We start from the raw sequence: 23,119 nt of genomic DNA, 5'->3' as shown, positions 1-23,119 counted from the left end.
GCTGTCATACGCGGCCGCTACACTTGAGAGTTCTGGCGGCGACCCGACGTCGCCCATAAGGAGTTTTTATGCGCACACCGCGTCGACGCTTGCGCCTCGCCCGCTATAAGAAGACCCGCCGCAAGGTGCACCAGCGTTTTCGCCAGCGTATTTTCGAGCGCGATCGCCAGGCGGAGCTGGCGTCCCATCCGCAGCCGTTCGTGGTGGTGTTGACCGGCGCGGGCATTTCGGCCGAGTCGGGCATCCAGACGTTTCGCGCCGCCGACGGCCTGTGGGAAGAGCATCGCGTAGAGGATGTGGCGACGCCGGAGGGCTATCGTCGCGATCCCGAGCTGGTGCAGCGTTTTTATAACGCGCGCCGCCGCGCGCTGCAGTCCAGCGAGATCCAGCCCAACGCCGCGCACAAGGCGCTGGCCGAGCTGGAGCAGGTGCTGGGCGATAACTTTTTGCTGGTGACGCAGAATATCGACAACCTGCATGAGCGCGCGGGCAACAGTCGCGTGCTGCATATGCACGGCGAGCTGCTGAAAGTGCGCTGCACCGGCAGCGGACAGGTGATTGCATGGAGCGGCGATCTCACCACCGACGATCGCTGCACCTGCTGCCAGTTTCCTGCGCCGCTGCGCCCGCATGTGGTGTGGTTTGGCGAGATGCCGATCGGTATGGAGGAGATTTACCATGCGCTGGAGCAGGCGGATCTTTTTATCGCTATCGGCACCTCAGGGCATGTCTATCCGGCGGCGGGCTTCGTGCATGAAGCCAAACTGCAGGGCGCGCATACGGTGGAGCTGAATCTGGAGCCGAGCCAGGTGGGCAATGAGTTCGCCGAGCGCCACTACGGGCTGGCGAGCCAGGAAGTGCCGCAGTTTGTGGATGGGTTTTTGCGCAGTTTGTATAAGTAAGTGCAGTGAAAAGCTGCTGTGGGACAGGTGCTCACAGCGGGTGACTGGGCCCGATCGCAAAGACGCAAAAGCGGCATCCCTGCCGGCTCGGCCCGCGACATCCTTGTCGCGGGACGCTTTGCTCTTCGGTCTCAGTCACCCGCTGTTAAGCTCTGGCGTGGCTGTCAGGCGACAATCCCTGCGCCCTGCCTTTTTATTATCGACCCGCCTTTAGCTTCTGGAACAGCGTCTCATACTGCACGCTGGCGTCGCCGACGTCGTTCTGCCATTCGCCATTCTTAATCACCTCGGCGGAAGGATAGAGCGACGGATCGCTCGCCACCGCTTTGGGCAGCAGCGCCTTCGCGGCCAGGTTCGGCGTCGGGTAGCCGATGGTTTCCGCCACCTTCGCCGCCACGTCGGGACGTAGCAGGAAGTTGATCAGCTTGAGCGCGCCCGCCTTATTTTTCGCGTTGGCCGGGATCGCCAGATTATCCATCCAGAAAATGCCGCCTTCTTTCGGCCAGACCACCTCCAGCGGCGTGCCCGCCTGACGCGCTACATAGGCGGAACCGTTCCAGATCATGCCGAGATTCACTTCCCCTTCCATATAAGGGTTGCCGGGGTTATCGGAGTTAAAGGCGAGCACGTTCGGCATCAGCTTCTTCAACTCTTCATAGGCGGCGTTAATCTCTTTGGGATCGCGCGTATTGCCGGAGAGACCCAGCTTGCGCAGCGCCATCTGGAACACCTCGCGCGCGTCGTCGGTCAGCAGCAGGCTCTGCTTATACTCTGGCTTCCACAGATCGGCCCAGCTCTGCACCGACTTTGCGTCCACCGCGTCGGTATTGACGCCGATCGCCGTCGCGCCCCAGATATAGGGGATCGAATAGTCGTTATTGGGATCGAACGGCTTATTCAGCAGATTCGGATCGAGATTGTGGAAGTTGCTCAGCTGCGCCTTGTCGATCTTCTGCAGCATGCCTTCGTTACGCATCTTCGCCACAAAGTAGGTCGAGGGCACCACCAGATCGTAGGCGCCGTCTTTCCAGGTCTTCAGCTTGGCGTACATGCTCTCGTTGGACTCGTAGGTCGAGTAAATCACCTTGATGCCGGTCTCTTTGGTGAACTGCTCCAGCAGCCCCGGCGGCACATATTCGGTCCAGTTATAGAAGTAGAGCGTGTTGCCGTCGTCAGCCTGCGCGCCCTGCATGCCCAGCGCCAGCGCCCCAGCCGCCAGCCAGTGAGACCATCTCTTCATCTTCAATCCTCTATTTGGTTTTATCACGGAGCAACAGCTGGCTGATGCCGACCAACAGCAGCGACAGCAGCAGCAAAATGGTCGCCAGCGCGTTCACCTCCGGCGAGACGCCGACTTTTACCATCGAATAGATCTTCAGCGGCAGGATCTCAAAGGTCGGCCCGGTAACGAACGAGGAGACCACCACGTCGTCCATCGACAGGGTAAAGCTCAGCAGCCAGCCCGCCGCCACCGCCGGCATCGCCAGCGGCAGAATAATTTTACGTAAAATCGTGGTTTCGCTGGCGCCCAGATCCTTCGCCGCTTCCAGCATGCGCACGTCGAAGCCCTTCAGCCGCGAGTAGACGGTAATCACCACAAAGGGCAGGCAGAAGGTGATGTGCGAAAAGAGCAGCGACCAGAAGCCGAGCGAAATGCCGAGCAGCATAAACAGCGCCAGCAGGGAGATCGCCATCACGATATCGGGCGACATCATCACCACGAACAGCATGCCGCTGACGAAGGGCTTGCCGCGAAAGCGGTAGCGGTAGAGCGCCACGGCGGTGAGCGAGCCGATCAGCGTCGCGCAGCTGGCAGAGAGCACCCCCATCATCAGCGAATGCTGCGCCGCCTGAATCAGGCTGTCGTTATTCACCAGCAGACTGTACCACTGGGTGCTGAAGCCCTGCCAGTTGATGCCGAAGCGCGAGGCGTTGAACGAGTTAACGATCAGAATGGCGATAGGGATATAAAACCAGGCGTAAATCGCGGCCATAAAGCCGCCGCGTAGCAGGCGCGCGATCATTCCAGCTCCACCTTTTTATTCAGCAGGCGCGCGGCGCGCCAGTAAAACAGCAGCATCAGCCCCATCAGCAGCGTCATCACGATGCTGGTCGCCGCGCCGAACGGCCAGTCGCGGATGTTGAGGAACTGGCTCTTGATGACGTTGCCGATCAGCAGGTTCTTCGCGCCGCCCATCAGGTCCGCCACGTAGAACAGCCCCATCGCCGGGATCAGCACCAGCAAACAGCCTGCGACGATGCCCGGCATGGTCAGCGGCAGAATAATGCGGAAAAAGGTCTGCGTTTTGCTGGCGCCGAGGTCGCGCGCCGCTTCCAGGCAGGCGCGATCCAGCTTTTCCAGGCTGGAGTAGAGCGGCAGCACCATAAAGGGCAGCAGAATGTAGATCAGGCCGAGGACCACCGCCTGCGGCGTATACATAATGCGAAACGGCGTCTCGATAACGCCAAGCCACAGCAGAAAGTCGTTCAGCCAGCCGCGCGTGCTGAGAAAGATTTTCAGCCCGTAGATGCGGATCAGGGAATTGGTCCAGAAGGGCACGATCAGCAGAAACAGCATTAGCGGGCGCAGGCGCGCCGGCAGCTTCGTCAGGCACCAGGCGAAGGGATAGCCCAGCAGCAGGCAGCAGAGCGTGGCGATAACCGCCATATTGAGCGAATGCAGCAGCACTTCGCCATAGAGCGGATCGAGCAGCCGCGTATAGTTGCTGAGGGTAAACGCCATGCGAACGAAGTGCGCATCGTCGCGCGTCAGAAAGCTGGTGACGAAGATCATCAGGTTCGGTAGCAGCACGAACAGCGCCAGCCAGCCGACGATCAGCGCCGTGACGCCTTTCTGGAAACGGTTACGCATCAGCTTCATAGGGCAGCACCACCTCCCAGCTGGGAACCCAGTTCACCGCCATCTTTTGATTAAGGGAGTGATCGAAGTCGGGATCGTCCTCGTTAAAGAATTCGCTGACCGTCACCAGCTTGCCGTTTTCCAGCTCGACGGTCGATTCCAGCGTCATACCTTTGTAGTTGCGCTCGCGCACGTAGCCGATCAGGCCTTCCACCGCCTGGTCGCTGTGCACCTCGTCGACGCGCAGATCTTCCGGACGCAGCAGCACATGCAGGCGATCGCCGACGCTGACCGGGAAGGGGCAGTGAATGTCGCATTCGCGGCCCTCTACGCGGGCGCGCACGCGCGGCGCGGCGCTGGCGTCGAGGACGTCGGCGTCAAATACGTTGATCTCGCCGATAAAGCGCGCCACGAACAGGTTCTTCGGCTCTTCGTAAATTTCGCGCGGCGTGCCGTCCTGCTCAATCTTGCCGTCGCGCATTACCACGATGCGGTCGGACATGGTGAGCGCCTCTTCCTGGTCGTGGGTCACGAACACAAAGGTGATGCCGAGCTTGCGCTGCAGCGCCTTCAGCTCGTTCTGCATCTGCTTGCGCAGCTTGTAGTCGAGCGCCGAAAGCGATTCGTCGAGCAGTAGCACTTTGGGGCGGTTCACCACCGCGCGCGCGATGGCGACGCGCTGCTGCTGACCGCCGGAAAGCTGATGCGGGCGGCGATCGGCGAAGCTCTCCAGCTGCACCATCGCCAGCGCCTCGCTGACGCGCGCGGCGATCTCCGGATTCGGGGTTTTCTGCATGCGCAGGCCGAAGGCGACGTTTTCAAACACCGACATGTGCGGGAAGAGCGCGTAGCTCTGAAAGACGGTGTTGACGTGGCGATGTTCGGCGGGCGTATCGGTGATATCGCTGTCATCCAGCATCACGCGGCCGCTGTCGACCTCTTCCAGCCCGGCGATCAGCCGCAGAATGGTGGTTTTGCCGCAGCCCGACGGACCGAGCAGGGTGATGAATTCGCCATGGTCGATGGTCAGGTTGAAGTCGCTGATAATCGACTTGCCGTCGAAAGCTTTACTGATGCCAGAAAGCGTAACCAGCGCCTGCTGCGCGCGTGTTTGCGTCATTTTAGTCACTCAGTCGGTAATAGGGTCGAACAGGTTACAGCATAGCCGTTTGCGTCGGCCAGCCAGCGAGAGGGCGCGATGATACCTGAAAAATGTGGCAATGCCATGTTTTGGCGGTGAAAAGAGGCGATCGGGCTGCGATCCGCTATCCTGACCACAGATGTTAACAACTATGTTAAAAGTTCCTTCTGCAAACGCGCCGCGCGGGTTAACCTGTCAGATAATGATGTGACGCAACATGCGTCGGACGCGACTGTTGATAATGATGGTCGGCTTCTTTTGAAGGATGGCATATGGATCAGTTACTTGAACGTTTTTTAAGTTACGTGGCGGTAGAGACGCAGGCAAAACCGCAGGCGCGTCAGGTGCCCAGCAGCGAAGGGCAGTGGACGCTGGCGCGCAAGCTGCAGGAAGAGCTGATTGCGCTCGGTTTTATTGACGTCTCGCTCAGCGATCACTGCTGCGTGATGGGCACGCTGCCCGCCAACGTCGACTGGCCGACGCCGGTGATCGGGTTTATCTCGCATATGGATACGTCGCCCGATTTTACCGCGAAGAATGTGAACCCGCAGATTATTGAGAACTACCGCGGCGGCGATATCGCGCTCGGCACGGGCGAAGAGGTGCTGTCGCCGGTGATGTTCCCGATCCTGCATAAGCTGATTGGCCATACCCTGATCACCACCGACGGCAAGACGCTGCTCGGCGCCGACGATAAGGCGGGCATCGCCGAGATCATGACGGCGATGGCGCGCCTCGCCAAAAGCGATATTCCGCACGGCGCCATTCGCGTCGCCTTTACCCCGGATGAAGAGATTGGGCGCGGCACCTCGCACTTCGACGTCGAAGGTTTCGCCGCCGACTGGGCCTACACCATCGACGGCAGCGATCTCGGCGAGTTCGAATATGAGAACTTCAACGCGGCCTCAGCAGTGGTGAAGATCGTCGGCAATAACGTGCACCCCGGCTCGGCGAAAGGGGTGATGGTGAACGCGCTCGACGTGGCGACGGCGTTTCATGCCGACGTGCCGGCGAAAGAGCGTCCGCAGTTTACCGACGGCTACGAGGGCTTTTACCATCTGCATCAGATCAAGGGCACCGTTGAGCACGCCGAGCTGCAGTACATTATTCGCGATTTCGATACAGACGCGTTTGAACAGCGCAAGCAGGTGCTGACGGCGATTGCCGAGCGCATTAACGCCGGGCTGCATAAAGACTGCTCCGTCACGGTGGAGATCAGCAACAGCTATCGCAATATGCGCGAGAAGGTGGAACCGCATCCGCATATTATCGAGCTGGCGCTGCAGGCGATGCGCGACTGCGGCATCGAGCCGAAGGTGAAGCCGATTCGCGGCGGCACTGACGGTTCCGCGCTGTCGTGGAAAGGACTGCCGTGCCCGAATATCTTTACCGGCGGCTATAACTACCACGGCAAGCACGAGTTCGCCTCGCTCAATATTATGGCGCAGTCGGTGGATGTGATTGTACGGCTGGCGGAGCTGGCGGCGGAGAAAAAGGGGTAAAGCGCGTACTGCATCCAGAACTTACAGGCAGCGCAATAACCTGCGTTAGCCCCTTGTTGCATACTTTAACGCTCCCGACAGGGAGCGTTTTGTTTTCTATTACTCAGCGTCACCAAAGTACCAGTATCCGGCGTTCACCAGCGCGGCAAGCTGCGCCAGCAGCGACGGATCGTCCAGCGCCTCGCCAAAATCCTCCAGGCTTAGCGTATGGCGGTGCGCCAGCGCCGTCAGCACCTCCGGCTGCGAACATTCGACGCGCTCGCCGTTGACAAACACCGCCTCGCCAATGGTCAGCACGCGCAGGCCGCCAAGACGCGACAGCGTATCGCCCTGCTGCAGCGCATCATAAATCTCATCGGGCTGATAGGGCGGCTCCGGCGGCGCGACGTCCAGCTCATGACGCGACTGGGAGATGAACTCCCCGAACCAGCTGGCGAAATGCTCCGGCTGGTCGATCACGTCGAGCATCACCTTGCGAATGCCTTCAATCTCCTGCGGCAGGATCTGCGACGGGCAGTCGCGCGCGGGCACGTCAGGATCGCTGTAGCGATAGCTGCCCAGCTCGCGCGCCAGCACGTAATCGGCGAAGCCGCTGATCAGCTCGCGGCCGCTCGGCGCGCGGAAGCCGACAGAGTAGTTGATGGCGTTCTCCAGCGAATAGCCTTCGTGCGGGAATCCCGGCGGAATATAGAGAATATCGCCCGGCTCCATCTCTTCATCGATAATGGCGTCGAACGGCTCGACCTGCAGCAGGTCAGGGTGCGGGCAGTGCTGCTTCATCGGCACTTTCTCGCCGACGCGCCAGCGACGACGGCCGGTGCCCTGAATAATAAACACGTCGTACTGATCGAAGTGCGGACCGACGCCGCCGCCCGGCACGGCGAACGAAATCATCAGATCGTCGATGCGCCAGTCAGGCAAAAAGCGGAACGGGCGCATCAGCGCCGCAGAAGGCTCATGCCAGTGGTTCACCGCCTGCACCAGCAGCGACCAGTTGTTTTCGCCCAGATGATCGTAGCTCTCGAAGGGACCGTGGCTCACCTGCCACTTGCCGTCGTTATGGCTGACCAGACGGCTGTCCACCTCGTTTTCCATCGCCAGTCCGGCCAGCTCGTCAGGAGAAATGGGATCGACAAAGTTTTTAAAACCGCGCTTCAGCAGCACCGGGCGTTTTTGCCAGTAGCGCTGAATAAAGTCGGGCCAGTTAAGATCGAGCTGATAGTCCATAGAGGGGTTCCATGCAGGGCTGTAAATGCTGCCAAGTATAACAGCCCGCGCGCCTTTCTACTCGCGGCGATGTTCGACTTCCTGCCGGCGGAAGATCACTTCCATACGCGCGCCGCCCAGCGGGCTGGATGTGGCGATAATCTGGCCCTCATACTGCTCCAGAATATCGAGCGCTACCGCCAGGCCCAACCCCTGACCGGGTCGCAGCGTATCGGCGCGCTGGCCGCGCACAAAGACGAGATCGCGCTTGCTTTCGGGAATGCCGGGGCCGTCGTCGTCGATAAACAGATGCAGCGCCTGATCGGTCTGCCGCGCGCTCACCTCGATAAACTCCAGGCAATATTTGCAGGCGTTGTCCAGCACGTTGCCCAGCACCTCCATAAAGTCGTTTTTATCGCCGATAAAGGTCACCTCCGGCGAAACGTCCAGCGTAATCTCCACGCCTTTGTGCTGATAAACTTTATTCAGCGCCGAACAGAGGCTGTCGAGCAGCGCCGACACCGGATGCAGGTCGCGCAGCAGCGGATTGTGGTCCGCCTGCATGCTGGCGCGGTGCAGGTAGTAGCCGATCTGCTGCGAAATACGGCTGATCTGCTCCAGCATCACCGGCTCGGCCTGCTCAATGGTGAGATCCTTGCCGTTGCGCAGCGAGCGCAGCGTGCTTTGCAGCACCGCCAGCGGCGTTTTCAGGCTGTGCGTCAGATCGGAAAGGGTGGTGCGGTAGCGCGTATAGCGCTGACGTTCGTTGCTCAGCAGCAGGTTAAGATTGCGCACCAGACTGCGCAACTCCTGCGGCGGGGCATCGTCGAGATTCTCACGCTGGCTGGTTTCCAGTTCGCGTATCTGCGTGGCGAGATGGCCGATCGGGCGCAGGCTCCAGTGCGCCGCCAGCCACAGCAGCGGGATCACCAGAATCAGGTTGGCGGCCAGCACGTAGCTGAACCAGGACCACACCACGTCCGAATGCTGCAGCTCCTGCGGTATCGAATCCACCACCACGATGGTCAGCGCAGGCAGGTTGGTGGTGGCGTCATAGCGGTTGACCGCGACGGAGTGGGTAAAGGTGTCGTTACTGTCGTTATCGATGGCATGCAGCCGCTTCTGCGCCGACAGATCGTTGCCAATCGCCATGGCGCTGGTGCGATTGCTGGTGTCGATTTCGTAGAAGTCGGGCTTCAGTAGCCACTCATGCTGAATTTTGGCGCGGATCTCCGGCACGTCGCGCTGCTGCCACAGCAGCTTACCCTGTTCGTCGTAGATGAATACCAGCGTCGGGAAGTTAAGCGTCATGCGCTCTGGTTGCGCGATGGTCAGGCGGTTATTTTGCCACTGCGCCAGCGTAAAGAAGAGATTGCTTTCGCCGCGCATCACGCGATAGGTATTCTTATCGAAGCTGACCACGTAGCCGATCACCGCCACCATGCCGTAAGAAAGTGAGAGAAACAGCACGATAGCGGAACAGGCCAGCAAAAAGCGGGCGCGTAGCGACAGCGGACGGTAGCGTTGAAACCAGCCCATCAGAGATCGAAGCGGTATCCCTGACCGCGTACGGTGGTGATCACTTCATCCGCATGCAGCGCCTGAATTTTTTTACGCAGTCGGCCCATCAGCACGTCGATAGTATGGCTTTCGCGCAGTTCGGCGTCGGGATAGAGCTGCAGCATCAGGGAGTCTTTGCTCACCACTTTGCCCGCGTTGCGGATCAGCGTTTCGACGATGGTGTACTCAAAGGCGGTCAGCTTGACCGGCTGGTCGTGGATAGTCAGCTCGCGACGCGAGAGATCGACCTGAAACGGCGCCATGTCGATGATTTGCGAGGCGTGCCCGCTGTTGCGGCGCATCAGCGCCTGCAGGCGCGCGGCCACTTCTTCAATATGAAAAGGTTTGGTGACGTAGTCGTCGGCGCCCGCTTCCAGCGCTTCGACTTTGGCCTGCCAGCCTTCGCGCGCGGTGAGCACCAGAATCGGCTGCCGCACCGACTGGCCGCGCCAGCGGCGGATCAGCGACATGCCGTCTTCATCCGGCAGGCCCAGATCGACCAGCGCGATATCGGGCAGATGCTCCTGTAAAAAATAGTCGGCTTCCTTTGCGTCCTCTGCGGCGTCTACCTGATGGCCCATCTCGCGCAGTTGAACGGCAAGATGATGGCGCAGCAGAGCATTATCTTCCACAACCAAAACACGCATGGCTTTTCCTTACTCTCAGAGCATTTAAGTAAAGATAAAGTATACGCAAAAACATCTAAACAACAGCTTAACGCAGGCGGGTCCGGCCCGCCTGCGTCTGCGCTTATTTCAGATCGTCGACCATCTGCACGGCGCGGCCGAGATAGTTAGCCGGCGTCATCTGCTTCAGGCGCGCTTTTTCCTCTTCCGGCAGCGCGAGGCTGTCGATAAAGGTCTGCATGCCCGCCGCGTCGACGCGTTTGCCGCGCGTCAGCTCTTTCAGCTTCTCGTACGGCTTCTCGATGCCGTAGCGGCGCATCACGGTCTGGATCGGCTCCGCCAGCACTTCCCAGTTATGATCCAGCTCGTCCAGCAGACGCTCGCGGTTCACTTCCAGCTTGGAAATGCCTTTCAGCGTCGCCTGATAGGCGATCAGCGCGTAGCCGACGCCGACGCCGAGGTTGCGCAGTACCGTTGAGTCGGTGAGGTCGCGCTGCCAGCGCGAAACCGGCAGCTTGCTCGCCAGATGCTGCATCACCGCGTTCGCCAGGCCCAGATTGCCTTCGGAGTTTTCGAAATCGATCGGGTTGACCTTGTGCGGCATGGTGGAGGAGCCGATTTCGCCCGCGATGGTTTTTTGTTTGAAGTGGTTGAGCGCGACGTAGCCCCAGATATCGCGATCGAAGTCGATCAGGATGGTGTTGAAGCGCGCCATGCAGTCAAACAGCTCGGCGATATAGTCGTGCGGCTCGATCTGGGTGGTGTAGGGGTTCCAGGTAATGCCCAGCGAGGAGACAAACTGCTCGCTCAGCTGGTGCCAGTCCACTTCCGGATAGGCGGCGATATGGGCGTTGTAGTTGCCCACCGCGCCGTTGATCTTGCCCAGAATCTCGATTTTGCTCAGCTGGCGCTGCTGACGCTCCATGCGGTAGGCGACGTTCGCCATCTCTTTGCCCATGGTAGAGGGCGTGGCCGGCTGGCCGTGGGTGCGCGACAGCAGGGGAATATCGCGGTATTCATGCGCCAGGCGCTTAACCGCGTCGATGATCTGCTGCCAGTAGGGCAGGATCACGTCGCGGCGCGCGCTTTCCAGCATCAGCGCGTGCGACAGGTTGTTGATATCTTCGGATGTGCAGGCGAAGTGGATGAATTCCGACACCGCGTGCAGCGCCGGCACGCTTTCGACTTTCTCTTTGAGAAAATATTCGACCGCTTTTACGTCGTGGTTGGTGGTGCGCTCAATGGTTTTGATGCGCGCCGCATCCTCTTCGCTGAAATTAGCGACGATTGCATCGAGGAAAGCGTTTGCGTCAGCGTCAAATGCAGGAACTTCCTTGATCTCTGCGGTGGACGCCAGTTTTTGTAACCAGCGTACTTCAACCTCGACGCGGAACTTCAGCAAACCGTATTCGCTGAAAATAGCGCGCAGCGGGCTGACTTTATCGCCGTAACGACCATCGACGGGTGAGACGGCGGTCAGAGAGGATAATTCCATCAGTGCAACTCCTGAATCGTTAACAGTATGGACTTCGCCGGCTTAATAAGCCGGAGAGAGCCGGGATAAAATGGTTTTCGCTTCGCGCAGCAAACGCTGGCGCGACAACATCAGCTGAAAGCGGCCGCCGCCGACCTGCTGCCACAGCACGGCAGCGCGAATGCCCGCCAGCAGCGTAGCGCGCACTTTGCTCTGCAGCAGCGGATTCTGCAGCACAGCCGGCGAGCCGGTAACCTGAATGCGCGGGCCGAGCGGGCTGACGACGTCGACATAGATCGCCGCCATGGCGCTGGTGATGGTTTCCGAGCCGAGCTCATAGTGCGCCAGCTGGCGATCGAGCTGGCCGATGCGCTGCGCCAGGGTGTCGAGCGCGCTTTTGTTGCCGCTCAGCTTACGCTCCAGCACCATCATGCTCAGCGTATAGCGCGTCAGCTCCGCGCCCATGCCCTGACGGCTGCTGCTGTTGAGCACCGCCATCAGCGTTTCCAGCCCGAGGCGCAGGTTAGCCTCGTCATTGCCGAACACCGCCAGCGTCGAGCCGGGGTTGAGATCAATCACGCTGCGCAGCGAGACGTTAAGCGCGTCCGGCTGGCACTGGCCCTGATGCGCCAGCTGCTGAACCAGATGCGCCGACTGGCAGATGCCCGCCAGCGCCAGCGTAATATCGTAATAATTTTTAGCCACGGTTACTCCTGTCTACGCGTCAGCCAGGCCGACTTAGCCTGCGCTCAGCGGCAGGCGCTCTTCGATAATGCCGCCGCCAAGGCACACGTCGCCGAGATAGAACACGGCGGACTGGCCAGGGGTCACCGCCGCGACCGGCGCGTCGAAGCGCACTTCGATGCGATCGTCGCCGCGCGGTACGATGTCGCAGGGAATATCCGTCTGGCGATAGCGGGTTTTCACCGTGCAGCGCAGCGGGGCAGCGGGTGGCTGGCGATCGACCCAGTGCAGCTGCTGGGCGATCAGGCCCACCGACATCAGGCGCGGATGATCGGCGCCCTGCGCCACGATCAGGCGGTTGCGCGCTACGTCTTTATCCACCACGTACCAGGGATCGTCGTTGCTCTCTTTCAGCCCGCCGATGCCCAGCCCTTTGCGCTGGCCCAGCGTGTGATACATCAGGCCCTGATGCTCGCCGATTACCTGGCCGTCCACGGTTTCAATCGCGCCCGGCTGCGCCGGCAGATAGCGGCCGAGGAAGTCGCGGAACTTGCGTTCGCCGATAAAGCAGATGCCGGTGGAGTCTTTTTTCTTCGCGGTGACGAGATCGAGCTGCTCGGCGATGCGGCGCACCTCCGGCTTCTCCAGCTCGCCGACCGGGAACAGGCTCTGGGCGATCTGCTGGTGGCTCAGCGTGTAAAGGAAGTAGCTCTGATCCTTGTTGCCGTCGAGGCCGCGCAGCAGCTGGCTTTTGCCGTCGACGTCCGCGCGGCGCACGTAGTGGCCGGTGGCGATGTAGTCCGCGCCGAGATCGTCCGCCGCGAACTCCAGGAAGGCTTTGAATTTGATCTCTTTGTTGCAGAGAATATCGGGATTGGGCGTGCGGCCCGCTTTGTACTCTTCAAGGAAGTGCTCGAAGACGTTGTCCCAGTACTCTGCAGCAAAGTTGATTTTATGCAGCTTGATGCCGAGTTTGTCGCACACCGCCTGCGCGTCCGCCAGATCGTCCGCGGCAGTGCAATACTCCTCGCCGTCGTCTTCCTCCCAGTTCTTCATGAACAGGCCTTCTACCTGATAGCCCTGCTGCTGCAGGAGCCAGGCGGAAACGGAAGAATCGACGCCGCCGGACATACCGACGATCACTTTTTTCTGGCTGTTGTCAGACATGACGCACTCTTGATTACGATAAAAAAACAGGCGGCATATTCTATCACGCGTCGGCGTGGCGCGCACCCTCGCGAAACGGCCACTGGAACGGCGCGATCAGATGCAGCGGATAGCGCGCGCCCTGTTGCCACAGCCTGACGCTTTCGGCGACCAGCGGCGAACGCAGGTTATCTGCGGCGATAATCTGCTCAGGCGCAAGCCACCAGCAGCGGTCGATATCGCTGTCCTGCGGCGCGGTCGCGCGCTTTTCCGGCAGGTCGACGCCAAACAAAAAACGCACGAAAGGCGTATTGTCCGGCGCGATCCACTGCTGGACGCCGAGAAAATAGTCGAGCGCGCACTCAAGGCCGGTCTCTTCGCGCAGCTCGCGCCGCGCCGCCTCCAGCAGCGTTTCGTCCGCTTCGAGATGCCCGGCGGGCTGATTCCAGGTGGCACGGCCCTTTACCCGCTCTTCTACCACTAACAGTTCGCCTTCGGCCTGCACAATGCAGGCGACGGTGACATGAGGTTTAAACATCGATCCTCCGGGATTGTTAACCTGACGTTATCGAAAAACGCGGCAGTGCTTACGCCGAATTGGTGATGTCGCGCCACTCGCCCGGCGCTAAAGCGTCGAGCCGATAGTCGCCCATCGCATAGCGGATCAGGCGCAGAGTAGGGTGGCCGATATGCGCCGTCATGCGGCGCACCTGGCGATTGCGGCCCTCGTAGAGCGTCACCTTCAGCCAACTGGTCGGAATCGCTTTGCGTTCGCGAATCGGCGGCTGGCGTGGCCATAGCCAGGCGGGCGCCTCGACCTTTTCGACCCCTGCGGGCAGCGTAGGGCCATCTTTCAGATTAACGCCACTACGCAGCGCCGCAAGATCCGCTTCCTGCGGCTCGCCTTCGACCTGAACGTAGTAGATTTTGCCGGTGCGCTTGCCGGGCTGCGTCAGCGCCGCCTGCAGCGCGCCGTCGTTGGTCAGCACCATCAGGCCTTCGCTGTCGCAGTCCAGACGACCGGCGGCATAGACGTCGGCGATCGGGATAAAATCCTTCAGCGTCTGGCGGCCAGCTTCGTCGCTAAACTGTGGCAGAACATCGAATGGTTTGTTAAATAATATGACGCGTCGCGGTCCGCGCGCGCGCGGCGGTTTGCGCTGAGCGCCGCGTGGCGCGCGGTCAGGGCGTTTATGCTGGTGAATTTGCTGAGAACTTTTTCGCATGAGCTTTGCAGTCGGTGACAATCGGCGCATTATAACGCGAAACAGTGACGATTGGCGCGGCGTAAATATTCAAGTATCATGACCCCACATCTTACAATTTATTAACAAAACGCCCAGGAGAGGTTAATGGAAAGCAAAGTAGTTGTTCCGGCGGAAGGTCAGAAAATCACCCTGGATCAGGGCAAGCTCAATGTGCCGAATAACCCGATCATTCCTTACATTGAAGGCGACGGCATCGGCGTTGACGTTTCTCCGGTGATGCTGAAAGTCGTCGACGCGGCGGTGAAAAAAGCCTACAACGGCGAGCGAAAAATCTCCTGGATGGAGATCTACACCGGCGAGAAATCGGTAGAGCTCTACGGCCAGGATGTCTGGCTGCCGCAGGAAACTCTCGACCTGATCAAAGAGTATCGCGTCGCCATTAAAGGCCCGCTGACGACGCCGGTTGGCGGCGGCATCCGTTCTCTGAACGTGGCGCTGCGTCAGGAGCTCGACCTCTACGTTTGCCTGCGTCCGGTTCGCTACTACAAAGGCACTCCGAGCCCGGTGAAACGTCCTGAAGATACCGACATGGTGATCTTCCGTGAGAACTCAGAAGATATCTACGCCGGTATCGAGTGGAAAGCCGGTTCTGCCGAAGCGGACAAAGTGATCAAGTTCCTGCGCGAAGAAATGGGCGTGAAGAAAATCCGCTTCCCGCAGGCTTGCGGCATCGGCGTGAAGCCGTGTTCGGAAGAGGGCACCAAACGTCTGGTGCGCGCAGCGATTGAGTATGCGATCACTAACGACCGCGACTCGCTGACGCTGGTTCACAAAGGCAACATCATGAAGTTCACCGAAGGCGCGTTCAAAGACTGGGGCTACCAGCTGGCGAAAGAAGAATTCGGCGCTGAGCTGGTGGACGGCGGCCCGTGGATGAAGATTAAGAACCCGAACACCGGCAAAGATATCATCGTGAAAGATGTGATTGCCGATGCGTTCCTGCAGCAGATCCTGCTGCGTCCGGCGGAGTATGACGTTATCGCCTGTATGAACCTGAACGGCGACTACATCTCCGACGCCCTGGCGGCGCAGGTTGGCGGCATCGGTATCGCACCGGGCGCGAACATCGGCGACGAATGCGCGCTGTTCGAAGCGACCCACGGCACCGCGCCGAAATATGCCGGTCAGGATAAAGTGAACCCGGGTTCCGTTATTCTTTCCGCAGAGATGATGCTGCGTCACCTGCAGTGGTTCGAAGCGGCTGACCTGATTGTTAAAGGTGTGGAAGGCGCGATCGCTAACAAAACCGTGACCTATGACTTCGAACGTCTGATGGAAGGCGCTAAACTGCTGAAATGTTCAGAGTTCGGCGACGCTATCATCGAAAATATGTAATCTGCCTCTCTCCGATCGCCTCTGCGGCGATCGGAGTTTTTCCTCACCGCGCTTTTCCCTGATGCCTTTCCCTGTTTTTAACTAAACGTGTCTTTTTCTTGCGTCTGCCGCTCTGTAAAAGCCATGCGCGATTGCCTGCGCGCCGCGGAATAAATAGTCTCAGTCAGGCATTAATCTGTTTTTTTATTTTCCCCTCTTTTTTTTATTCATGCCGGACGTTGCTTTTTATCGTGAGAACCAGGTTATAGTGACGACGGATAAACCCATATATGCGTTTTAACAAGGAGTTAACTTATATATGAAAAAGAAAATGGCTGTATTTTTTTTTGCGGCCGCGCCGCTGTTCGCTGTTGCGGCTACCGATTCCTGCAGCGATCAACTTTCCGCCCTGAATACTAAAATCGAGCAGGCTAAAAAATATAACAACAGCGCAGAGCTCTCCCGGCTTAATATTGCGCGGGATAAGGTGAAAACCTATTGCACCGAAGATCGCCAGGCGCAGCGAGCGAATCAGGATGTCAGCAAGCAGCAGCGAAAGGTGAAAAAGGCGGAGCTTGAGCTGCAGGAAGCGCAGCAGGAGCTGGAAGAGGCGAAAGCAGACGGACGGCTGGATAAAATTTCTAAAAAAACGCACAAGGTAGAAGAGAAAAAATTAAAGGTGGAATCGGCAAAGAGTGAATTAGCCCAGGCGCAGGCTGACGCCGCGCGGCTCAATTAATCGTCCGGCCTGATAATGGCTGAGGCAGGCTCACTGATGTGGGCCTTTTTTATACGGATTAACCTTGCGCCGCGCTGTCGTCATTCTGGACTCTCTTTAACGCAACAGCGCACATAAGCGCCTTGTTGCGGCAACAGGGGCGGGAATAACATCGCCCGGCGACAATGATGTTTAACGATGAAGGGAGAACACAATGAAAAGAGAGAGACTGGCGGCGCTATTAATGGCGCTCAGCGCGATCGGCACCGCCTGCGCCTCGGCGTCGCACTGGAGCTACGAGGGCAAAGCGGGGCCGGCACACTGGGGCGAGCTGGCGGCAGATTATCAGACCTGCCACAACGGCAAGTTTCAGTCGCCGATCGATATTAAAAACGCCATCGACGGCAAGCTGCCGCCGCTGGGACTGGAGTTTCACACCTCTGCCGAAACGCTGGTGAACAATGGCCACACCATACAGGTCAGCGTTGATGACGAAGATGATTTCATGCTCGATGGCGAGGTCTTTCAGCTGAAGCAGTATCACTTTCATACCCCCAGCGAGAACCAGATAGAGGGACGCAGCTTTCCGCTGGAGGCGCATTTCGTTCATAGCAATGCGGCAGGGGAGCTGGCGGTAGTGGCAGTCATGTTTGATATTGGCAAAGAGAATCCGGCGCTTAATCCGATTCTGGCCGCGATCCCGCCGCAGTTAAATCACACCGTGGCCGTCGACAAACAGGTGAACCTGCGTCCGCTCTTTCCCTCCGACCTGCACTATTATCGCTTCAGCGGCTCGCTTACTACGCCGCCATGCAGCGAAGGGCTGCGCTGGCTGATAATGAAACAGCCCGTCACGCTGTCTGAGGCGCAGCTGGACGCTTTCCGTCAGGCGCTGAAGACGAGTAATAACCGGCCGCTACAGCCTTTGCATGGACGGTTAATTGTGGAATAACGCGCTGTCCTTCCCGCTTTATAAGCTTTTTTGCCATGCAACGAATAATTAATTACGCGCCTGCAACTAATCTTCTCATTTGAGAAGAACGGAGAAAAGCAGGGCCGGCGAAAGTTGATTGAGATCATAAAATAAAACCTCGAGAAGGCTATTATTAGCGGCGTGTGTTGTTAAGTGACCCGGCTCAAACAACCTCATCAAAATGTAATCTTTGTATTTTTGGCTTTTGAAAACTTACCCTGTTTATTCAGGGTATTTTTTTGTCGATTTTTAGGGCTGCGAGGAAACAGCGGAAAGCGAAGACTGGCAGGCATTATTTAATCGCAAAAGTTAGTCAGGATTAATCCTTTATTCATGCTGGCGGGCTGAAAATTTATGCCCGCCATTAACGTTGCAAGAAACCAGGGGTAAATGATGTTAAAAAAAACTGCGGCTGAATTTTTCGGCACGTTCTGGCTGGTATTCGGCGGCTGCGGAAGCGCGGTGCTCGCCGCGGCCTATCCGCAATTAGGCATCGGATTCGCCGGCGTGGCGCTCGCATTTGGTCTGACGGTGTTAACTATGGCCTATGCAGTCGGGCATATCTCCGGCGGCCATTTCAATCCTGCGGTCACGCTGGGGCTGTGGGCGGGCGGCCGCTTTAGCGCGAAAGGCGTTGTGCCTTATATTATCGCGCAGGTTATCGGCGGTATGGCGGCGGCCGGCGTTCTTTATCTTATCGCCAGCGGCAAAGCGGGCTTCGACGCCACCGCCAGCGGCTTCGCCTCAAATGGCTTTGGCGAGCATTCGCCGGGCGGCTATTCTCTGCAGTCAGCCGTTATTATCGAACTGGTGCTGACCGCGTTCTTCCTGATCGTTATCCACGGCGCGACCGATAAAAAAGCGCCGGCGGGCTTTGCGCCTGTCGCGATTGGTCTGGCGCTGACGCTGATTCACCTGATCAGCATCCCGGTGACCAATACGTCGGTCAACCCGGCGCGCAGTACGGCGGTTGCGCTTTTTCAGGGAACCTGGGCGCTGCAGCAGCTTTGGCTCTTCTGGCTGGTGCCGATTGTCGGCGGCTGTCTCGGCGGGCTTATTTACCGTTTCCTGCTGCAGAGTAAAGATTAATTTTCACTCTGCTTAACACTTTGCCAAAACCTCGCTATCCGGCGAGGTTTTTTATCGGGTAAAGGTAGCGGAAAAGGGCATTAATTATTGCTGCTAAAAAACCAGAAAAATGCGGCGATTAAGCGCCACTCAATAACAGAATAAGCGGCAGGCACGCGGCGCAAATAGTATTTTCGCCCTGTTTATCGGTGAGTCAGCATAAAGACTGCTACTCTTTATTTTCTGGGTACGTTGTCATGAACGCAGGAAAACCCGCTGCGACGCTATATGCAGGCGCCGCTCACGATTAGACATGCATGAGTGTCTTTAAAGCAGCATTAGCTGATCGAGCCACTGATGAAAGAAGGTTTCTACTGGGTTAGACCGGGTAACGAGCCGCTGCAGGTCTGGTACTACTTACCTCAGTTCGGCTGGTACCGACCGCAAAGCGCCATCCCGATAACGGCGGCGTATTTTCGCCAGATGGACTTTGAAATAATCGGCGACCGCTTATTGCCGCCATCCTCTCCTGATATGACAAATAATATGTCGTAATCTTCTAAAGCGAAACGGTAATAAACGAAGCGGCAAGCAGGCCGCTGCGTCTGTCGCGTCGCCGCAGTGAAAATGTAACTGTTTTTAATAAGGCAGCTTTATTTGATTTAAAGCAAAGTTACGTATGCCGGATGAAAGGTTAAATGCGGAATGACTTTTTTTAACACTCATAATTTGTCTACTGGCATTATAATGATCAGGCCCGGCTAATAGCCGGGTGTGCGCATTAAATTATTATCAGGTGAATAAAGTGAATTATAAGCAGTTTGAAAACAAACTTGAGTCCTGGGAGAAAATCTCTTTTACCGCCATTATATACAGCAAATATGGCGTGGATTTTGAAGTGTATGCCATTGATGAACACAGCAATACTAAAAGCCGCATTTTTCTCTGCTATGCCGAAAATGAAGCGGACGCGCAAAAAAAGGTTGACCAGTATTCCGTATGGCTGGCGAAGTTCAACAGCCTTGCACGCAAACGTCTCAGCAACGAACAGGCGATGAGGGGAGCGTTACTGCAGCAGGAGTAGCGGCGCCTGCGTCGCCAGGCCTGGAGGCGCGTTAACCAGGCGCCGATGCCGTCTCTCCGCGCAGCCAGCAGCCAGCTGGCTGCGCCCCTCGGCCACATGCCGGCGCAGCAGCCAGCACGGCAAAACGTTCTTGCCAGACTCATTTACTTTTAACTTGCTTAAGTATGGCGGACATGCGTTAATAGCTCGTCGGTCTGATTAGCAGACAGTTTCAGAGTTAGTTCATATTGTATTTCTCATCTCAGTTAGTGCCGCTTCAAGCCTTTCTTTTTGAGTCTACCTCAGGTTCTGATTTATTTCTGCAATTCAGCCTCTTATGCCGAAAGGCGAACTAAAAAGGTCATATATTATGTCGAATAAAATTCTTGGAACCGTGAAGTGGTTTAACTCAGAAAAAGGTTTTGGTTTTATCTCTCCGGAGAATGGCAGCAAGGACGTTTTCGTCCACTTCTCTGCTATCCAGGGCACTGATTACCGCTCGCTTGACGAAGGTCAGCGCGTTGAGTTTTCTGTTGAGCAGGGTCCGAAAGGTCCGTCAGCAGTAAACGTTGTAGGGCTTTAATATTAGCCTTTCAGCCAGACGCTTCCGATGCCCGTGCTGCCAGAGTTCACAGTATCGTGTCTCTGCGTTCGATCAGAGTAAAAGCAATCCCCATGGCGCAAAATGCATTTTTTGCAAAAGCGCGATGATCCTTGCAGGCATGTTCGATCGTTAACCGTTTCGCCGCTGTCGTGCAGCTCCTGCAGGCAGGGTGACAAGCCGTGCATCAGCTTATTAAGGCATCCTTCGGGATGCCTTTTTTATTGCCGGAACAGCAGCGGCATGCCCGATCGCATCATGGCCTGGCTTCGACGAAAAAAAGCCCCCAAAAGGGGGCAAGGGGTTGGAGTAACAGCCGCTCAGTAAGCATTGTGGATTTCATTACCGAGCCGCTTAAATATAGCTAACGCCAGCGATTATTGCCTGTCTGAAGGGTAATATTATAAATTTAGAGTTCTAATTATTAGATCCCTGAGGAAGCGGAACGATTGAATTATAGCGGTTTTTTATTTCTGAAAACGATTACTAAGAATGGTCTGCAACTCATATCTGACAGGCGCGATAGCTAAGCTATTGTGGATGGGCCATTATTTCCTGTTGAGCAGTGTCTGCAGCGGTCACGCCGCACGTGGCCGGGGGAAAGAGACAGGAAAGAGTGACATTGATACTTAGCAAAGCGAAATAAAAAATGCCCCCGCAATGCAGGGGAGAGTCATATTGGATATAAAACGGACTCGTAGAGCAATATCTCTGGTGGAGGCTTGGGCTCAGAATTCATTTTAAGCATAACATAGTTAATAAGCGCCGCCACTGATTTAAAAATAAATAATTACCTTAATCTCTAACGGTTAGAACTCTACCTTTCACGCATTCTCTGTTATTTGACCGCTATTCATATCGCGTTTTTAACCCTTCTTTTTTACAAAAGAGAAATGTGCTGATTGATATTCTCAAAGGGAGTGACTACGCCTCTTCAGGATAAAGAAAAGCCCACATGAGTTTTGACCGGGCGATTAAACATTTAACATTCAGGGATCGAAAGCGATGCGGCAAATGAGAGAAAAGCCGTCTTGCGGCGTCACCGCCAGGTAAAGCAGATGACAGTGTGAAAAGTAGTGGAGACGGTGAAAAAAACAAACCGGGCGAGAGCCTGTTTCATCCACGTTTTAACGCTCATATTATCGCCATATCAGTTTGAATTAAGTCGATATTTTGCTCATGAGACAGGTTAACCTCTCAGCCTTACAAAAAATAATCCCTTCAGCGTCAGTGGGTTTACCATTTTTACCACCGCTGCGCCTTGATTAAATCATGAGTTTGATATTACTGTATTTATATACAGTATCCAGAAGAAGGAGTCTTTCTCATGAAGTTATATCGCCCCGCGGAAGTCCGCGAGCTGCTGCCTTTGCCGCTTTACATTGAGCGCGTGCCCTGTGGTTTTCCGTCGCCGGCGCAGGATTACATCGAAAAACGCATCGACCTGAATGACCTGATGGTGCAGCACCCTAGCGCAACCTACTTTCTCCGCGTCAGCGGCGATTCTATGATCGAGGCGGGCATCTGCGAAGGGGATATGATTGTCGTCGACTCCTCTCTTACGGCGAAGCACGGCGATATTATCGTCGCCGCTATTGATGGCGAATTTACTATTAAGCAGCTGCGCATCCATCCCTCAGTGCTACTGATGCCGGCCAACAGCAAACACAGCCCAATCCCTATCAATACCCCCGAAGGACTCCAGGTCTTCGGCGTCGTGACCTACGTTATTAAATCGACGCACTAATATGTACGCGCTGGTCGACGTAAACAGCTTCTACGCCAGCTGTGAAATCGTCTTTCGCCCCGACTTACGCGGGGTGCCCGTCGTGGTGCTCTCCAACAACGACGGCTGCGTTATCGCCCGCAGCGCAGAGGCCAAAGCGCTTGGCATTAAGATGGGTGCGCCTTTTTTTAAGCTGAAAGAGACGCTGCGCCAGCACCGGGTGCAGGTTTTCAGCTCCAACTATGCGCTCTATGCCGATATGAGCCTGCGCGTGATGACTACGCTGGAGGAGATGGCACCGTCGGTTGAGATCTACAGCATCGATGAGGCCTTTCTCAACCTGAGCGGCGTCAGCTTCTGCCAGCCGCTTGAGGCGTTTGGCCGCGCGGTTCAGGCGCGCGTGAAGCAGGAGCTGCATCTGCAGGTGGGGGTCGGGATTGCGCCCACCAAAACGCTGGCGAAGCTGGCCAACTTTGCCGCGAAAAAGTATCGCGGCACAAAAGGGGTGGTCGACCTGTCGCACGCCGAGCGGCAGCGTAAGCTGATGGCGCTGGTGCCGGTAGAAGAGGTGTGGGGCGTCGGCGCGCGCATCGCTAAAAAGCTGCATCAGATGGGCATTGAGAGCGCGCTGCAGCTGGCAGACAGCTCTACCTGGGTCATCCGCAAGCACTTTAACGTAGTGCTTGAGCGCACGGTGCGCGAACTGCGCGGCGAAGCCTGCCTGGACCTGGAAGAGGTGGTGCCGACGAAGCAGCAAATCGTCTGCTCGCGCTCGTTTGGCACGCGGCTCACCGATTACGACGCGGTGCGGCAGGCGGTTTGTCAGTATGCCGAGCGGGCGGCGGAAAAGCTGCGGCAGGAGAATCAGTATTGTCGGCAAATCGCGGTGTTTCTGAAAACCAGCCCGCACGCGGAAAACGAGCCCTATTACGGCAACCAGGCAATGGGGCAGCTGCTGACCCCTTCAAACGACACGCGCGATATTGTCCGCATCGCCACAGAGGCGCTGGATCGCATCTGGCTGGACGGCTACCGCTATATGAAGGCGGGCGTCATGCTGGGGGATTTTTTCAGCCAGGGCGTGGCGCAGCTGCATCTGTTTGACGCCTGTGGGCCGAGAGCCAACAGTGAGGCGCTAATGCAGGTGGTAGATAAGATTAATCAGGCGGGCAGGGGAACGCTCTGGTTCGCCGGGCAGGGCATTGAAAAGAGCTGGGCGATGAAGCGCGACATGCTGTCGCCAGCTTATACCACCCGCTTTTCAGATTTGCCGATCGTCAGATAAGC

The 23,119-nt window shown here is 57.2% G+C and carries 24 protein-coding genes; 12 read left to right on the top strand and 12 right to left on the bottom strand.

The genetic code is table 11. The annotated features are described in order from the left end of the window. Positions 1-68 precede the first annotated feature (68 nt). Entirely contained in the window at positions 69-902 is an 834-nt protein-coding gene (cobB, locus tag JS46_RS03305; RefSeq protein WP_033747901.1) for a Sir2 family NAD+-dependent deacetylase, read from the top strand. Between the two features lie 196 nt (positions 903-1,098). Here cobB and potD read toward each other — a convergent pair whose 3' ends face one another. From potD to potA, 4 genes are read right to left on the bottom strand one after another with little or no spacing between them, the layout of a single operon-like run. Beyond that, complete coding sequence (potD, locus tag JS46_RS03300; protein WP_033747899.1) at positions 1,099-2,142, bottom strand: spermidine/putrescine ABC transporter substrate-binding protein PotD; 1,044 nt, start codon at positions 2,140-2,142, stop codon at positions 1,099-1,101. 10 nt (positions 2,143-2,152) lie between these two features. After that, entirely contained in the window at positions 2,153-2,926 is a 774-nt protein-coding gene (gene potC, locus JS46_RS03295; protein ID WP_033747895.1) for a spermidine/putrescine ABC transporter permease PotC, read from the bottom strand. After that, positions 2,923-3,783: a spermidine/putrescine ABC transporter permease PotB gene (potB, locus tag JS46_RS03290; protein WP_033747893.1), complete on the bottom strand. Its 861-nt coding sequence runs from the start codon at positions 3,781-3,783 to the stop codon at positions 2,923-2,925. The genes potC and potB overlap by 4 nt, the downstream gene beginning before the upstream one ends. Next, on the bottom strand, positions 3,767-4,882 hold the full coding sequence (gene potA, locus JS46_RS03285; protein ID WP_033747891.1) for a spermidine/putrescine ABC transporter ATP-binding protein PotA: 1,116 nt from the start codon (positions 4,880-4,882) through the stop codon (positions 3,767-3,769). The genes potB and potA overlap by 17 nt, the downstream gene beginning before the upstream one ends. A 293-nt stretch (positions 4,883-5,175) precedes the next feature. Between potA and pepT the strand changes: the two genes are divergently transcribed. After that, the gene (pepT, locus tag JS46_RS03280; RefSeq protein WP_033747889.1) at positions 5,176-6,405 is read left to right on the top strand and encodes a peptidase T; all 1,230 of its coding nucleotides are present in this window, start codon (positions 5,176-5,178) and stop codon (positions 6,403-6,405) included. A 99-nt stretch (positions 6,406-6,504) separates the two neighbouring features. Here pepT and JS46_RS03275 read toward each other — a convergent pair whose 3' ends face one another. From JS46_RS03275 to rluE, 8 genes are all read right to left on the bottom strand, one after another. Further along, complete coding sequence (locus JS46_RS03275; RefSeq protein WP_033747886.1) at positions 6,505-7,632, bottom strand: cupin domain-containing protein; 1,128 nt, start codon at positions 7,630-7,632, stop codon at positions 6,505-6,507. A gap of 57 nt (positions 7,633-7,689) precedes the next feature. Further along, complete coding sequence (phoQ, locus tag JS46_RS03270) at positions 7,690-9,150, bottom strand: two-component system sensor histidine kinase PhoQ (protein WP_033747883.1); 1,461 nt, start codon at positions 9,148-9,150, stop codon at positions 7,690-7,692. After that, entirely contained in the window at positions 9,150-9,818 is a 669-nt protein-coding gene (gene phoP / locus JS46_RS03265) for a two-component system response regulator PhoP (RefSeq protein ID WP_033747880.1), read from the bottom strand. The genes phoQ and phoP overlap by 1 nt, the downstream gene beginning before the upstream one ends. Positions 9,819-9,921: 103 nt before the next feature. Continuing rightward, positions 9,922-11,292 carry an adenylosuccinate lyase gene (gene purB, locus JS46_RS03260; protein WP_033747878.1) on the bottom strand — a complete coding sequence of 457 codons (1,371 nt, stop codon included), beginning with the start codon at positions 11,290-11,292 and terminating at the stop codon, positions 9,922-9,924. Positions 11,293-11,334: 42 nt separating this feature from the next. Further along, positions 11,335-11,976 (bottom strand): high frequency lysogenization protein HflD, encoded by a 642-nt coding sequence (gene hflD, locus JS46_RS03255; RefSeq protein ID WP_033747876.1) that lies wholly within the window; start codon positions 11,974-11,976, stop codon positions 11,335-11,337. Between the two features lie 33 nt (positions 11,977-12,009). After that, entirely contained in the window at positions 12,010-13,122 is a 1,113-nt protein-coding gene (gene mnmA / locus JS46_RS03250) for a tRNA 2-thiouridine(34) synthase MnmA (RefSeq protein WP_033747873.1), read from the bottom strand. Between the two features lie 43 nt (positions 13,123-13,165). After that, positions 13,166-13,639 (bottom strand): NUDIX domain-containing protein, encoded by a 474-nt coding sequence (locus tag JS46_RS03245; RefSeq protein ID WP_033747870.1) that lies wholly within the window; start codon positions 13,637-13,639, stop codon positions 13,166-13,168. A 49-nt stretch (positions 13,640-13,688) separates the two neighbouring features. Continuing rightward, entirely contained in the window at positions 13,689-14,357 is a 669-nt protein-coding gene (gene rluE, locus JS46_RS03240) for a 23S rRNA pseudouridine(2457) synthase RluE (protein ID WP_072010382.1), read from the bottom strand. A 96-nt stretch (positions 14,358-14,453) separates the two neighbouring features. Between rluE and icd the strand changes: the two genes are divergently transcribed. The 10 genes from icd (at position 14,454) to umuC (ending at position 23,117) form a co-directional block, all read left to right on the top strand. Further along, positions 14,454-15,704 carry an NADP-dependent isocitrate dehydrogenase gene (gene icd, locus JS46_RS03235; RefSeq protein WP_033747864.1) on the top strand — a complete coding sequence of 417 codons (1,251 nt, stop codon included), beginning with the start codon at positions 14,454-14,456 and terminating at the stop codon, positions 15,702-15,704. Positions 15,705-16,002: 298 nt separating this feature from the next. Then, a complete protein-coding gene (locus JS46_RS03230; RefSeq protein ID WP_033747862.1) occupies positions 16,003-16,422 on the top strand; it encodes a DUF1090 family protein in 420 nt (139 codons plus the stop codon). Between the two features lie 193 nt (positions 16,423-16,615). Beyond that, the gene (locus JS46_RS03225) at positions 16,616-17,353 is read left to right on the top strand and encodes a carbonic anhydrase (RefSeq protein WP_033747859.1); all 738 of its coding nucleotides are present in this window, start codon (positions 16,616-16,618) and stop codon (positions 17,351-17,353) included. Between the two features lie 414 nt (positions 17,354-17,767). Then, complete coding sequence (gene aqpZ / locus JS46_RS03220) at positions 17,768-18,463, top strand: aquaporin Z (protein WP_033747856.1); 696 nt, start codon at positions 17,768-17,770, stop codon at positions 18,461-18,463. Positions 18,464-18,799: 336 nt separating this feature from the next. Beyond that, positions 18,800-18,997 (top strand): hypothetical protein, encoded by a 198-nt coding sequence (locus JS46_RS24035; RefSeq protein WP_152560657.1) that lies wholly within the window; start codon positions 18,800-18,802, stop codon positions 18,995-18,997. A gap of 250 nt (positions 18,998-19,247) precedes the next feature. Further along, positions 19,248-19,526, top strand: coding sequence for a hypothetical protein (locus tag JS46_RS03215; protein ID WP_048782952.1), 279 nt, complete (start codon positions 19,248-19,250; stop codon positions 19,524-19,526). A 349-nt stretch (positions 19,527-19,875) separates the two neighbouring features. Next, on the top strand, positions 19,876-20,088 hold the full coding sequence (locus JS46_RS03210) for a cold-shock protein (RefSeq protein ID WP_033747854.1): 213 nt from the start codon (positions 19,876-19,878) through the stop codon (positions 20,086-20,088). A gap of 1 nt (position 20,089) precedes the next feature. Beyond that, positions 20,090-20,242 (top strand): hypothetical protein, encoded by a 153-nt coding sequence (locus JS46_RS24515; RefSeq protein ID WP_235212958.1) that lies wholly within the window; start codon positions 20,090-20,092, stop codon positions 20,240-20,242. 1,191 nt (positions 20,243-21,433) lie between these two features. Beyond that, a complete protein-coding gene (gene umuD, locus JS46_RS03205; RefSeq protein ID WP_033747851.1) occupies positions 21,434-21,853 on the top strand; it encodes a translesion error-prone DNA polymerase V autoproteolytic subunit in 420 nt (139 codons plus the stop codon). Position 21,854: 1 nt separating this feature from the next. Then, a complete protein-coding gene (gene umuC / locus JS46_RS03200) occupies positions 21,855-23,117 on the top strand; it encodes a translesion error-prone DNA polymerase V subunit UmuC (protein WP_033747850.1) in 1,263 nt (420 codons plus the stop codon). The last annotated feature ends 2 nt before the right edge of the window (positions 23,118-23,119 follow it).

This window comes from Pantoea sp. NGS-ED-1003 (assembly GCF_000738765.1).
Taxonomy (GTDB): domain Bacteria; phylum Pseudomonadota; class Gammaproteobacteria; order Enterobacterales; family Enterobacteriaceae; genus Pantoea; species Pantoea septica.
This window is presented reverse-complemented; position numbering and strand designations above follow the sequence as displayed.

Bases quoted from the DNA above. Each gene is read 5' to 3' on its own strand.
- rluE (WP_072010382.1), bottom strand. From the start codon at position 14,357: ATGCGCCGATTGTCACCGACTGCAAAGCTCATGCGAAAAAGTTCTCAG.
- mnmA (WP_033747873.1), bottom strand. From the start codon at position 13,122: ATGTCTGACAACAGCCAGAAAAAAGTGATCGTCGGTATGTCCGGCGGC.
- JS46_RS03225 (WP_033747859.1), top strand. From the start codon at position 16,616: ATGAAAAGAGAGAGACTGGCGGCGCTATTAATGGCGCTCAGCGCGATC.
- JS46_RS03230 (WP_033747862.1), top strand. From the start codon at position 16,003: ATGAAAAAGAAAATGGCTGTATTTTTTTTTGCGGCCGCGCCGCTGTTC.
- JS46_RS03245 (WP_033747870.1), bottom strand. From the start codon at position 13,639: ATGTTTAAACCTCATGTCACCGTCGCCTGCATTGTGCAGGCCGAAGGC.
- potD (WP_033747899.1), bottom strand. From the start codon at position 2,142: ATGAAGAGATGGTCTCACTGGCTGGCGGCTGGGGCGCTGGCGCTGGGC.
- umuD (WP_033747851.1), top strand. From the start codon at position 21,434: ATGAAGTTATATCGCCCCGCGGAAGTCCGCGAGCTGCTGCCTTTGCCG.
- potC (WP_033747895.1), bottom strand. From the start codon at position 2,926: ATGATCGCGCGCCTGCTACGCGGCGGCTTTATGGCCGCGATTTACGCC.
- JS46_RS03275 (WP_033747886.1), bottom strand. From the start codon at position 7,632: ATGGACTATCAGCTCGATCTTAACTGGCCCGACTTTATTCAGCGCTAC.
- phoP (WP_033747880.1), bottom strand. From the start codon at position 9,818: ATGCGTGTTTTGGTTGTGGAAGATAATGCTCTGCTGCGCCATCATCTT.
- icd (WP_033747864.1), top strand. From the start codon at position 14,454: ATGGAAAGCAAAGTAGTTGTTCCGGCGGAAGGTCAGAAAATCACCCTG.
- JS46_RS03210 (WP_033747854.1), top strand. From the start codon at position 19,876: ATGTCGAATAAAATTCTTGGAACCGTGAAGTGGTTTAACTCAGAAAAA.
- JS46_RS24035 (WP_152560657.1), top strand. From the start codon at position 18,800: ATGAAAGAAGGTTTCTACTGGGTTAGACCGGGTAACGAGCCGCTGCAG.
- umuC (WP_033747850.1), top strand. From the start codon at position 21,855: ATGTACGCGCTGGTCGACGTAAACAGCTTCTACGCCAGCTGTGAAATC.
- potB (WP_033747893.1), bottom strand. From the start codon at position 3,783: ATGAAGCTGATGCGTAACCGTTTCCAGAAAGGCGTCACGGCGCTGATC.
- potA (WP_033747891.1), bottom strand. From the start codon at position 4,882: ATGACGCAAACACGCGCGCAGCAGGCGCTGGTTACGCTTTCTGGCATC.
- aqpZ (WP_033747856.1), top strand. From the start codon at position 17,768: ATGTTAAAAAAAACTGCGGCTGAATTTTTCGGCACGTTCTGGCTGGTA.
- phoQ (WP_033747883.1), bottom strand. From the start codon at position 9,150: ATGGGCTGGTTTCAACGCTACCGTCCGCTGTCGCTACGCGCCCGCTTT.
- cobB (WP_033747901.1), top strand. From the start codon at position 69: ATGCGCACACCGCGTCGACGCTTGCGCCTCGCCCGCTATAAGAAGACC.
- pepT (WP_033747889.1), top strand. From the start codon at position 5,176: ATGGATCAGTTACTTGAACGTTTTTTAAGTTACGTGGCGGTAGAGACG.
- purB (WP_033747878.1), bottom strand. From the start codon at position 11,292: ATGGAATTATCCTCTCTGACCGCCGTCTCACCCGTCGATGGTCGTTAC.